This is a genomic window from Pontimonas salivibrio, from assembly GCF_002950575.1.
GTDB lineage: Bacteria > Actinomycetota > Actinomycetes > Actinomycetales > Microbacteriaceae > Pontimonas > Pontimonas salivibrio.
Genome location: NZ_CP026923.1, coordinates 1,203,386 through 1,215,065 on the forward strand (window position 1 = coordinate 1,203,386; position 11,680 = coordinate 1,215,065).

Annotated in this window: 15 protein-coding genes; 9 read left to right on the forward strand and 6 right to left on the reverse strand. The window is 56.9% G+C overall.

Annotation, left to right across the window (positions count from 1 at the left end; translation table 11 throughout):
* Positions 1–20: 20 nt before the first annotated feature.
* Both C3B54_RS06075 and C3B54_RS06080 read left to right on the forward strand, forming a co-directional pair.
* The gene (locus C3B54_RS06075) at positions 21–1,034 is read left to right on the forward strand and encodes an ABC transporter ATP-binding protein (RefSeq protein WP_104914304.1); all 1,014 of its coding nucleotides are present in this window, start codon (positions 21–23) and stop codon (positions 1,032–1,034) included.
* A 34-nt stretch (positions 1,035–1,068) separates the two neighbouring features.
* Positions 1,069–1,869 carry an ABC transporter permease gene (locus C3B54_RS06080; protein ID WP_104914303.1) on the forward strand — a complete coding sequence of 267 codons (801 nt, stop codon included), beginning with the start codon at positions 1,069–1,071 and terminating at the stop codon, positions 1,867–1,869.
* 99 nt (positions 1,870–1,968) lie between these two features.
* Here C3B54_RS06080 and C3B54_RS06085 read toward each other — a convergent pair whose 3' ends face one another.
* Entirely contained in the window at positions 1,969–2,559 is a 591-nt protein-coding gene (locus C3B54_RS06085) for a hypothetical protein (RefSeq protein ID WP_104913701.1), read from the reverse strand.
* A 468-nt stretch (positions 2,560–3,027) separates the two neighbouring features.
* Between C3B54_RS06085 and C3B54_RS06090 the strand changes: the two genes are divergently transcribed.
* The gene (locus tag C3B54_RS06090; RefSeq protein WP_104913702.1) at positions 3,028–3,270 is read left to right on the forward strand and encodes a FitA-like ribbon-helix-helix domain-containing protein; all 243 of its coding nucleotides are present in this window, start codon (positions 3,028–3,030) and stop codon (positions 3,268–3,270) included.
* Positions 3,267–3,656 carry a type II toxin-antitoxin system VapC family toxin gene (locus C3B54_RS06095; RefSeq protein WP_104913703.1) on the forward strand — a complete coding sequence of 130 codons (390 nt, stop codon included), beginning with the start codon at positions 3,267–3,269 and terminating at the stop codon, positions 3,654–3,656. The genes C3B54_RS06090 and C3B54_RS06095 overlap by 4 nt, the downstream gene beginning before the upstream one ends.
* Before the next feature lie 128 nt (positions 3,657–3,784).
* Here C3B54_RS06095 and C3B54_RS09040 read toward each other — a convergent pair whose 3' ends face one another.
* The 5 genes from C3B54_RS09040 to C3B54_RS06115 form a co-directional block, all read right to left on the reverse strand.
* The gene (locus tag C3B54_RS09040) at positions 3,785–4,048 is read right to left on the reverse strand and encodes a type II toxin-antitoxin system TacA family antitoxin (protein ID WP_104913704.1); all 264 of its coding nucleotides are present in this window, start codon (positions 4,046–4,048) and stop codon (positions 3,785–3,787) included.
* A 31-nt stretch (positions 4,049–4,079) separates the two neighbouring features.
* On the reverse strand, positions 4,080–4,403 hold the full coding sequence (locus C3B54_RS09045; protein WP_425440303.1) for a GNAT family N-acetyltransferase: 324 nt from the start codon (positions 4,401–4,403) through the stop codon (positions 4,080–4,082).
* Positions 4,404–4,481: 78 nt separating this feature from the next.
* On the reverse strand, positions 4,482–4,805 hold the full coding sequence (locus tag C3B54_RS06105) for a DUF4282 domain-containing protein (RefSeq protein ID WP_158665568.1): 324 nt from the start codon (positions 4,803–4,805) through the stop codon (positions 4,482–4,484).
* A gap of 152 nt (positions 4,806–4,957) precedes the next feature.
* Entirely contained in the window at positions 4,958–5,128 is a 171-nt protein-coding gene (locus tag C3B54_RS06110) for a hypothetical protein (protein WP_211286281.1), read from the reverse strand.
* 231 nt (positions 5,129–5,359) lie between these two features.
* Positions 5,360–6,793: a gamma-aminobutyraldehyde dehydrogenase gene (locus C3B54_RS06115; protein ID WP_211286282.1), complete on the reverse strand. Its 1,434-nt coding sequence runs from the start codon at positions 6,791–6,793 to the stop codon at positions 5,360–5,362.
* 187 nt (positions 6,794–6,980) lie between these two features.
* Here C3B54_RS06115 and C3B54_RS06120 point away from each other — a divergent pair, with 187 nt between their 5' ends.
* The 5 genes from C3B54_RS06120 to C3B54_RS06140 all read left to right on the forward strand — a co-directional run bounded on the left by C3B54_RS06120 (position 6,981) and on the right by C3B54_RS06140 (position 11,639).
* Positions 6,981–8,027: an ABC transporter ATP-binding protein gene (locus C3B54_RS06120; protein ID WP_104913708.1), complete on the forward strand. Its 1,047-nt coding sequence runs from the start codon at positions 6,981–6,983 to the stop codon at positions 8,025–8,027.
* 31 nt (positions 8,028–8,058) lie between these two features.
* Entirely contained in the window at positions 8,059–9,222 is a 1,164-nt protein-coding gene (locus C3B54_RS06125) for a type 2 periplasmic-binding domain-containing protein (protein WP_104913709.1), read from the forward strand.
* 65 nt (positions 9,223–9,287) lie between these two features.
* Positions 9,288–10,265 (forward strand): ABC transporter permease, encoded by a 978-nt coding sequence (locus tag C3B54_RS06130; protein ID WP_104913710.1) that lies wholly within the window; start codon positions 9,288–9,290, stop codon positions 10,263–10,265.
* Between the two features lie 2 nt (positions 10,266–10,267).
* Positions 10,268–11,077 carry an ABC transporter permease gene (locus tag C3B54_RS06135; RefSeq protein WP_104913711.1) on the forward strand — a complete coding sequence of 270 codons (810 nt, stop codon included), beginning with the start codon at positions 10,268–10,270 and terminating at the stop codon, positions 11,075–11,077.
* A gap of 217 nt (positions 11,078–11,294) precedes the next feature.
* The gene (locus C3B54_RS06140) at positions 11,295–11,639 is read left to right on the forward strand and encodes a putative quinol monooxygenase (protein ID WP_104913712.1); all 345 of its coding nucleotides are present in this window, start codon (positions 11,295–11,297) and stop codon (positions 11,637–11,639) included.
* Positions 11,640–11,680: the final 41 nt, after the last annotated feature.

The following is an 11,680-nucleotide window of genomic DNA, read 5'->3' on the forward strand; positions in this document are numbered from 1 at the left end:
ATACCACCGCGCCTCATGCGGTGGTATCTGACAGCGCCACTGACGGGCCTTTCGCGATTCAGACCGAGGGGTTAACCAAAAAGTTTGGGTCTCAGGCTGCCGTCGAGGACTTATCGCTTGCGGTGCCCCGCGGTTCAGTGTTTGGTTTTTTGGGGCCAAACGGCTCCGGGAAAACCACCACCATTCGGATGCTCTTAGGCCTCGCGGAGGCAAGCTCAGGCACCATCAACGTTCTGGGTCACGATATTCCCCGCCATTTAGAACACGCCCTGCCGAAAGTGGGTGCCCTGGTGGAAGGCCCCGCCTTCTACCCGTACTTATCGGGGCGAAAAAACCTCATCCGAATGGATGCCGCTGATCGGTTTTCTGATGCCCAATCCCGGGCGGAGCGAGTCGACTACGCACTGGCACGGGTGGGCCTCACCGCGGCGGCGGAGAAAAAAGCGGGCGCCTATTCGCTGGGAATGAAACAGCGCCTGGGTCTGGCAAACGCCCTTCTCAAACCCCGCGATCTGCTGATCTTGGACGAGCCCACCAATGGGTTAGACCCTCAGGGCACCAGGGAAGTACGACACTTGATTCGAAGCCTGGCTGATGAGGGCATCACCATTTTTCTCTCCAGTCACCTTTTAGTGGAAATCGAGCAGTTGTGTAGCCATGTCGCGGTGATGAACCTGGGGTCACTGTTGGCCCAGGGTTCCTTGGATGAACTGCGCTCTCACGCGGAACCGAGACTCGTCATCGAAGTCGACGATGTTGCCCGTGCAAAGAGTGTCTTATCCCAGCACCACATCATCGCCACCACAAAAAACCCCACCCGCAACGAAGGCAACACCTCAGGACACCCCCGTGCGACCACTGCTGGCATGGTCACCACACTGGTTGCCACAGTGAGTGTGGACACGAATGCTGCGTCCATTAACCAGGAATTGGTCGCGGCAGGTATTGGTGTCAGTGGGTTCCGGATTGAGCGACCAAGCCTCGAAGAATATTTCGTCGAGCTCACCGGAGAGGGGTTCGACGTTGCCCGCTAACAAAACTCTCACTGCCGCTCTCAGCCTCGATCTGATGCTCTCCGAGCTCCTGGTGATGTTCACCAGGCGTCGCACCTGGGCGATGCTCGCCGCCATCGCCCTCATTCCCATCCTGTTGGCCGTGGCCGTGTATTTGTCCTCTGATCGGCTCGCCCCCGGTGAGGGGCCTCCGTTTGTGGACCGGGTCACCCAAAACGGCCTCTTCACCGGTTTTGCCGCCATGTTGCTGGCGATGCCGCTGTTTCTTCCCCTGACCGTGTCGGTGGTGTCCGGTGACACCATTGCCGGCGAAGCCGGCCTGGGCACGCTTCGCTACCTACTCATTGCCCCAGTCGGCAGGCTTCGCCTGCTGGTGGTGAAATACCTGGGGACACTGGCTTTCGTCCTAGCGGGAACCTTCACCCTGATGCTGGCGGGGGCACTTATCGGGTGGATTCTGTTTCCCACCGGTCCCATCACGCTGCTCAGCGGAGATGTCATCGGCATTGGCGAAGCACTGGGCCGAATGGCCCTCGTCGCGCTGTATACAACAGTGTCGATGACGGGAATGCTCGCCATCGGGCTCTTCATCTCCACCCTGACGACCATCCCCGTGGGTGCCATGACAGGAGTGTTGATTGCCAGTGGTGTCAGCCAAATTCTCGACAACCTGCCCCAGCTGTCGGCCATCCACGAATGGCTGTTTACCCACTACTGGTTGGACTTCGCGGATATATTGCGACAGCCCATTGAGCTCTCCAGCTTCGGCTCCAACGCCCTACTACAACTCGGCTACATCGCCCTGTTTGGCGCCCTCGCCTACGGCAGATTCAGCACCAAGGATGTGTTGAGCTAGCCCGGAGGCTCACAGCCGATGGCGAGCTGATACTGAAATGTTCGGCCACAAGCTGGGCTAGTGCGAGCAGTTCGGCCGGATAATCCCTCAGTTTTTGACTCACGAGACTCCCATTACCCCCATGAGTGTGGCGAAATCTCGGCGAGCCGTGGGGCGCCTTTCGGTCTGCAACGCACTCTCGATACGCTCCAGGTTGACACTGCCGTCCTGTTGTGCGGTGAGGACTTTTTCGGCGGGTGAACCCCAGCCTGCTTCCACATATACCGTCATGTCGCGAAGTAGTTCGAGCAGCGCAATTTCTTTCCAGTTCAAATCATGACGTGCCTGGTTTCTTCGAGAATGTTGAACGATGCCCTTCACCTCTGCGACTGTCCACAGTGTTGCCACGTGGAGCGCAGTGGGGATCTGGCTTGTGAGTCCCCACTCTCTGGCGGCCGAAAAACCTGATGGTCCTATCCCCCGCTCGCCCCAGATAGCCCGCGCAACATCAATGGGGCGGGGAGGGACCATTCCGTATTGGGTTTTCACCCCGCGGTAATACAAGCCTGGACGGACTGGGAGAAGTTCACCACTCTTGGCTGCTCGAGAGAGGCGTTGTCGTGCGGCAGCGTTCAAACCCTCGAAGGCGCGGTAGCGCACAAAGCCGTTTGCGTCAGGGGCTAAAGGATTTTCTACAGTTCCGGCACTCATGTCACGAAATCGTATCGGTTTTGTGACATGAGTGCCAGGGCCCCCGGAGGATCTCGCGCAATCCGCTCTCTCCCCCGCGAGGCATCGTGAACCCAGGGCTCTTGCGATGGTGAGTGTCAGCATGATCACGACACAGTGACAGGGACCACCGACACCGCCTAAAAGCCAATTCAGTGGCGTCTCAGATCTCCTACCTGCGGCGAGGCCAGTCCTTTTTCCAGGCACCACACGGACAGATGCACACGGACTGTGCAATTACGAGACTGCATCAACCGTTTGTCGACCGATAGGGCACTCCTGGTGAGTCCCACGAGCTCGCCCGTGCTGTTTGCCTGCGGGCCGAAGACCTTTTTCCACAGATTTGGGGCCTTTCGTCCACGGCGCGTCGGTGGGACTTATCCTTCACGGATGACGCCACCACACAACACCGTGCTTGCAAAACGTAAGCAGACTGCTTATCGTGGGGGCATGAGCCCCAATCTTCTGGTGAGAAGTGTCCCCGCTGATACCCATGCAGCCTTGGTTCGCCGGGCAGCGAGCGAGGGCAAGTCACTTCAGGAATATGTCCTGGGCCTTCTCCAGGCCTCAGCCGACAAGCCCACCATGGCCGAAGTCATGGCGGAGATTGAGTCGGGCCTCAAGGCCACGCCCAACCCGGCCTTGAATACCGAGGAAATCGTGGCAACAATTCGCGCGGTCCGCGACGCGTGAGAATTGTTGTCGAGGCCTCGGTTGTCGTAGAGGCGTGGATCAACGACTCCCCACTCGCCTCACAGTGCCGAGACATCTTGTCCTCGTCTGAATGCTGCGTCCCCGACCTCGTCTTTTCTGAAGTGGGTCACGTGTTTCGCACTCAGGAACGGCTCAGAGGTGTGGACCTCACGCACCAGTTCGAATCCTTCACCAGCTCACCCTGGAGTGAATATCACGTCAGTGAATACGCCTCCATCGCATGGCCCCTGCGTCACGACATCACCTTCTACGACGCCTGTTATGTCGGATTGGCGTTGGCACTGGAAATACCCCTGGTCACCCTCGATCGGAAGCTGGCAGGGGTCGCCACGCGTTACTGCGAGATAGTTATTCCCGGTGAGTAAGCCCCATGCCCGGACTGAGTAATAGGACTCTCACACTAGGAATCTAGTTCGACAAAAGACCTCGCTGCCGGTGTGGTTTTCCCACACCGGCAGCGCTTTTTTGGCCCCCAACAGGCCAGAAGGGTTGCTTAGGAATCTCTCATGAGCCGCCGGAGAAACTCGGTCGGCTCTGGTGGATTATCAAGCACTAACTCCAACTGTTCTGCGTCGGCGGTGCTTAAGTAAAGAATCCTTTCTTCAAGGAGCACCCGTCGAGCCCGGTCCAATGCGGCACCGATTACAAAAGACGTCAAATCCTGGCCACTTGCATGGGCTGCCTGGGTGATTTCCTCCCGAGCTTGCGTGCTCAGGCGAACATTCAAACGCTCGGCTCGATTTGTTGTTGCGGACATCTGTACTCCTCTTGTACGTACTGTGAGCGTACTATATTTCCACGGGCGACGCACGCAACGTTTTTAGAGAGAGAAAAAGGCGTGATGGCCAGTCAGAAAAGGGCTGAAAACCTGCCCGTTCATAGAACGTGGTCACCTCGGGAGAAACTGTCTCCACCACGACGAGTGGAAATCCTATGTTGTGGCTAGTCCGAGTGATTCTTGAGAGCGCATCCTTCAAAAGAAAAGATCCCACGCCCTCCCCCTGAGCGCGACGATCAACACCTAGCTGCCCAATCAGTGCTGCCGGGACAGGATAGCGATTGAGGCCAGCAGGTAACGGGTCAATTCGACAATTCGCTTTAGATGGGGCCACCGAGTCATCATTTACCGAACGTGCCGGTGGTAGGGCCTTTTATCCACAGCTCCAGCGACCTCGGGTGATTGGCTGAAGCTAACTCTTGTCCTTTAAGGACTCGGTGTTGCGAGCCACAGCAATGAGCGCCACGGTCGCCTCAAAACTGAGCCTGATGAGCAACACGGCAATGAATAGACCCAGTGGGACACCGACGAGGGCGAAAAGAATCGAGATGCCTCCCTCAAACAGCAGGGAGAAAAAAGCGACCACGCCAAAGATGCCTAACAGCGCCAAAATGATGACATACAGCACTCCAGCAACCCGGAGGGTCACCCACTCTTCAAATTTCAGATCAAACAGGGCAGCAAAAAAGCCCTTCTGCTGGGTAGGAGCCCCAGTCATGTCAGCACTATCGCTCATCAGTCTTCTCCTTGTTCGCTGCGGCTCCCGCATGGGTGGGAACCATCGCCTCTGAGGCTAGTCGTCACGTGCGACTGTGGCGAGAGAAAAAATCAGGTACTGCCCCGTATGCCCCAAAAAGACATGACCAATGGGTCGAATACATCCGCCGCCTAGCGGCCAACCCGCATAACGCCCCGAAAGACCCGGTGGGACATGATCGCCAGCAGCGACAGGCTGGAGAGCACGCCAAAAACACTCAGGAACGAACCAATAGCGAACACACTGCCAAACGACCCAATGGAACCAATCGAAAAGGCCGACCCAATCGATCCGATTGACATGAAGGAGTTATGAGAGGCAATCGAATACCGAGAGCTCTTATGCCGACTCTTCGTAGGTGTAGCCACGGCCTAATCCCGCCCCTCTAACTCACGCGTCCAACCACAGCCTCCCACACAGAAGTCGTTACCCCACACCCACGGTGTTCGACACCGTGGGCAGTACTGGGGCTCTTGTTGTGCCGCCATATCCAGCACTGAGTGGCGCAGAAGTGTCAGTCGCGTTCCCCGCAGCTACTTCCCGATAAAGGACATCACGTGCTTGACGCGCGTGTATTCCTCGAAGCCATACTGCGAGAGGTCTTTACCGTGGCCCGAGTGCTTGAAGCCGCCGTGGGGCATTTCTGCCACCAGAGGGATGTGGCAGTTGATCCATACAGCACCAAAATCAAGCCCCTTCGCAAAACGCATTGCCCGAGCGTGGTCTTTGGTCCACACGCTAGACGAAAGCCCATAGGGCACACCGTTTGCCATGGTCATGGCCTCTTCTTCCGTGCGGAAGGGCTGCACGGTAATGACGGGGCCAAAGATTTCAGTCTGAATCGCGGCGTCGTTTTGTTTCAAACCAGACACGATGGTGGGTTCGATGAAGTATCCGCGCTCGCCCTGGCGGACACCACCGGCTTCTACCGTCGAGTGGCTGGGCAGCTCACCGAGGATTCCCATGACCCGGTCCATCTGGTTGGCGTTGTTCACCGGGCCGTAGAAAGTATTCGGGTCAGAGGGAAGGCCCGTGGTCACGTTAGCGGCGACCCACTTTTTCAACTCGGCAATAAATTCATCGTGGATTGACTCGTGCACGACCACTCGGGTTGCCGCAGTGCAGTCTTGTCCTGCATTGAAGTAACCGGCAATACCGATTCCTTCGATTGCGGAGGGAATATCAGCGTCGTCAAAGACGATGACGGGAGCTTTTCCACCCAATTCGAGGTGCACTCGCTTCAGGTCGGTCGCCGCAGCCTTCGCCACCTCTAACCCGGCTCGCACCGAGCCGGTAATGGAGACCATTTCGGGAATTTTGTGATCAATCATTGCACCACCCGTGGTGCGGTCACCCGTGATGACGTTGACGACACCTTCGGGGAGGTGCATCGCGCAAATTTCTGCCAACAACAGCGTGGACTGGGGGGTGGTGTCGGAAGGCTTCAACACGGTGGTGTTTCCGGCGGCAACGGCGGGAGCAAACTTCCACACCGCCATGTTGAGGGGGTAATTCCACGGTGCGACCTGGCCGACAACGCCAATGGGTTCGCGGCGAATAAAAGACGTGTGGTCTTTCATGTATTCGCCAGCGCTCTTGCCTTCAAGATTGCGAGCAGCTCCAGCGAAGAAGCGAATCTGGTCAACACTGAGCGAGATTTCGTCCTCTACGAGTGACGCCCGGGGTTTTCCGGCATCTTGGGATTCGAGGTCGGCAAATTCCTCGCCGCGTTTTTCCAACTCATCGGCAATACGAAAGAGCGCTAGCTGTCGCTCAGCAGGCGTAGTCTCGCTCCAGCCCTCAAAGGCTTTCGACGCTGCCTGGTAGGCATCGTCCACGTCGGCCGCGGAAGATATCGGTGAATGGGCGTATACCTCTTCTGTGGCCGGATCCACCAAAGGGATCGTCTCGGAGCCTTTCGAGTCGACGTACTGGCCGTTAATGAAGTTCTTCAAAGTCGTAGTCATGATCCAAGCCTAACTGAGGACACGCGCGGGCAAAAAAGACCTCGCATAGCCAACTCCCAGCCTCTCAACAGCGGCCTCCAAGTCGCCACAAGCCCCCCACCTTTACTATGCGCGCCGGTTATCCCCCAGAGGGGAAAGGTGACTACCATTAGGACGTTAATCCAAAGAAAGTGAAGGCTGGAAACGCGTGAGCACTGGACAAGAGTCGACTCCTGGGTTTGTCTCACTGCGCGGAGTATCCAAGAATTTTGACGGGGTCACCGCAGTCAACAAATTAGACCTGGATATCCCCTCGGGCGAGTTTTTTTCCATGTTGGGCCCTTCGGGTTCGGGAAAAACGACTGTGCTGCGCATGATTGCCGGGTTTGAAACGGTCACCGCCGGAAAAATCTCGATCGATGGCGAAGACGTCACCGAACTCGCCCCCTTCGATCGCACCGTGAATACCGTGTTTCAGGACTATGCGCTGTTTCCTCACATGACCATTCAAGAAAACGTTGAATACGGTCTTCGCACGAGGCGCGAACCGAAAGCACAGCGTGCCGAAAAAGCTCTGGAAGCCATTGACCGAGTGAAACTGGCCCACCTGGCCAACCAACTGCCCCACCAGCTCTCTGGTGGGCAACGCCAGCGCATCGCGCTGGCTCGAGCATTGGTGTTGCGTCCAAAAGTGCTCTTGCTCGATGAACCCCTCGGGGCTCTGGATAAGCAACTGCGCGAGAAGATGCAGATTGAGTTGAAATCAATCCAACGCGAAGCGGGCATCACGTTTATTTTTGTGACCCACGACCAAGAAGAAGCAATGACAATGAGTGACCGCATCGCCGTATTCAACGAAGGGCGTATCGAGCAGCTGGGTACACCAGTAGAGGTGTATGAAAAGCCGGCCTCATCGTTTGTTGCAGGTTTCTTGGGGGTGTCCAACCTTCTCTCAGGAGATCAAGCCAAAGCTCTGGTGGGTCGGGACGAACTGGTCAACCTGCGCCCCGAACGCCTGCGCTTACACGCCTCCGATTATGTTGCCGCCGCCGGTGAAACCACCACGGAAGGCGTCGTCACCGAAGTCATCTACACCGGTGCACACACTAATTTTGTTGTCCAGGCGCAAGCCGATTCACGCCTCATTGCGACGTCGCTCAATGAGGAATCGCCTGAACAACTCCACAGCTTTGTCCCTGGCGACAAAGTCGTTGTGGCGTGGCGCAATCACCACGTCGCAACAATCCCCGCATAACACTGGTCATTGACCAGGCGAAAGGAAAGTCATGAGAGGAAACAAGCTGGCAGCAGCATCGCTTTTTGCTGCATCAGCGGTGGTGCTGAGCGCCTGCGCCACCGACAGCGGAGAGCTCACCCTCGATGTGCCCGATGTACCAATGATTGAAGAACTGGGTGACTTCGAAGGTGAACTGAACATCGTTAACTGGTCCGGGTTCGTTGAGCCTGCATGGACCGATCAGTTCACAGCAGACACCGGCTGTGTCGTCAACGCTCGCGTTGCCGGTACATCCGATGAAATGGTGACGCTGATGCGTACCGGCGAGTACGACCTGGTCTCCGCATCAGGTGACGCCGCACTGCGCCTCATCGTCGGTGGAGACGTACAGCCACTGAACATGGAACTGATCCCCAACTTCGGCGATGACATCGCTGAGGGCATGAAAGGTCAGATTTATGACACCGTAAACGGCAACCCTTACGGTGTGCCCATCGGTCGTGGCGCCAACCTCCTGCAGTACAACGAGGATGTCACCGGTGGCGAACCAGAAAGCTGGGACGTTGTCTGGGAATCTGACAGCCCCTACGCCGGAAAAATCACCGCATACGACGCACCGATTTACATCGCTGACGCCGCGGTCTACTTGATGTACCACGAGCCCGAGCTCGGCATTGAGAACCCCTACGCACTGGATGACACCCAGCTTGCCGCTGCCGTTGACCTGCTGAAGCAGCAAAACGAGATCATCGGCGAGTACTGGGCTGACCCTGTCGCGCAGATCACTTCCTTCGTAGGAGGAAACACCGTTGTGGGTACGTCGTGGGAGGTTTTGCGCAAGTTCGCTGACAGCCCGAACCTGAAGACCACTCTTCCCATTGAGGGTTCGACTGGTTGGTTTGACGCGTGGTTGCTCAGCACCACTTCACCCAACACCGCCTGCGCTTACGCGTGGATGGACTACACCAGCCAGCCCGACGTGAATGGTGCAATCGCCATGAACTTCGGTATGGCCCCTGCGAACCTCGCGTTCTGCGCGACGAGCGAGGAAGCCCAAGCTCACTGTGATGAATTTGCTGCCGAAGATGAAGCATTCTTCGACCGCATCTGGGCCTGGACCACTCCCATCGAGCAGTGCATTGATGGACGCACCGACGTCACCTGCACCAGTTTCCAAGACTGGACGAATGCGTGGTTGACCGTTAAGGGTTAATCCCTGTGTTGTGGTGGGGCCATAGGCCCCACCACAACATCCACACCAACCGGAGTAGACAGAAGATGACAGAGCGCTCACCACACCGCGACGATGACACGCAGTCGGCTGACAACCCGTCAGCTACCGCAACCGTCGCCGAAGCCGAGCCTCGCTCCACCGAACCTGTCACTGGCCTGCACGAGCACTCAAGGCCCCTTTCGACTTACCTTTTCCAACGCACCCGCGTACGCCTGATCAGCCTCCTGGCTCTGCCCATGACATGGCTTGTCGGCATCTACATCGTTTCCCTGGTCTTACTACTTGTGACCGCTTTCTGGGTGGTCAACCCCTTTACTTCCCGCGTGACTCCGGGCTTCACGCTCGACAACTTTGTGAGCATCTTCACCGTTCCCGCCTACCTCTCGACGTCCCTTCGGACTTTGGGAATGGCGCTCGCCGTGACAGCACTTTCCATCCTTTTCGCTGTCCCTCTGGGTATCTACATGGCGAAACTCGCGTCACCGATGATGCGAAACCTGCTTGCCGTTGCCATCACACTGCCTTTATGGGCCGGCTACCTGGTGAAAATTCTCGCTATGCGCCTGGTATTTACCGAAAACGGCTTCATCAATTGGGCCCTTGGCCCACTGGGTGTTGAAAGCCCAGGGTTTAACGTCTGGATAGCGATCGTGACCCTGACCTACCTGTGGTTTCCCTACATGGCACTTCCGGTGTTCACCGCCATCCGCCAAATCCCCAACAGCCTTTTTGATGCGTCTGCCGACATGGGCGCACGCTCGTTTGGAACCATCTTCCGCGTCGTCATTCCCCTGATTGTTCCGGCGATTATCGCCGGATCGGTGTTTACTTTTTCACTCAGCCTGGGTGACTACTTAGCCGCCAGGTTTACCGGCGGCGCGACCCAGATGATTGGGAGCATCATTGCCTCCAACATCAACTTGAACCCCCCTGTTGCCGCTGCCTTCTCGATGGTGCCGATTGCCTTTGTGGTGATGTACCTGATGGTGGCACGGCGCACCGGGTCTCTGGAGAGGATGTAGTCATGCTGCAGATGTCGAAGTCGGCAAAGCTTGGCCTGCTCGGACTGGTCCTGTTTGTCCTGATTTTCATGTACACCCCACTGTTCGTGGTCATTGCCAATAGCTTCAACAGCGCCAGGCTTTCCGCCTGGCCCATTGAACAGCTCACCCTTGACTGGTGGATATTTGCGGCCACCTATGAACCGATTCGTATGGCGCTGTTGAATTCGTTCATTGTGGCCAGTATCGCGATGGTCTTTGCCGCCATTTTGGGGACCCTGGTGGCTTTTGCCCTGAGCCGCTACGACTTTTTCGGCAAAAGCACCGTCAACCTGCTCGTTGTGTTGCCCATTGCACTACCCGGTGTGGTCACCGGTGTGGCTTTTTCCAACACCTACTCCAACTTCCTCTCCCCCATCGGTATCGATGTGGGCTACTTCGGCCTAATCGTTTCCCACGCCACGTTCTGCATCGTCATGGTGTTCAACAACGTGTTCGCGCGACTAAAACGCATGAACCCCAGCATGCAAGAAGCCTCAATGGACCTCGGTGCCGGTTTGTGGGAAACGTTCCGCCTGGTCACCTTCCCCCAGTTTCGCTCTTCCTTCATCGCCGGAGCACTGCTCGCTTTCGCCCTTAGTTTCGACGAAGTGTATGTGACGATTTTTACCGCCCCACCAGGGGTGGACACCCTGCCGCTGTGGATTTTGAAAGAAATGGCCAGGCCCAACCAGGCCAGCGTCGTCAACGTGGTTGCCACAGTTGTGATCTTGCTGTCGCTAATCCCCGTCTACATCTCACAGCGCCTTGCCCGTGAGGATGACGCGAGGTAGCCTCACGGCGTGTTCTGAACCAACCGGAAACGTTTGAGCTCTAACGGAGCACATTGTGCTCATGAGTCCTCTAAACGGCGCACAGACGCTCACACTGCCATCACCCAGTGCTAGCTCCAAAGCGAGGGCGTGAGGGCCCAAGGTCTCATCCATAGCGCTGACTGGCACAGAGGGCTAAACTGCGTGACACGAACGGGAAACCGTCATCTTCGAGGAAATGGGCACTGAATTGTCACACAACGAAGGACAAAAGACGGTAATTGCTGTCGCTACGGCTAAAAGCGGCAAAGAAGCCGAGCTGTTCACCCAGCTCACTATGGTCGCTGAAGGCTCCTGGGATGAAGCGGGAGTAGTGAAGTACTTGGTTCACCGAGACAGCGAAGTTCCGGGCCGTTTTTTTATGGTGGAGGTATACGAATCAGAGGACGCTTTCCAACAACACTTGGCCTCCGACCATGTGCGGTCACTTCTAGAGAAGCTTCCTGACCTGCTGGAAACAGATCTGGCTGTCAACCAAGGCCACATTGTGCCGACCTCCGACAACGCGAAGGCAACGTTCTAGCGAGTGACCTGAAGGGGCCGTTTCGACACATTCACGTCGCC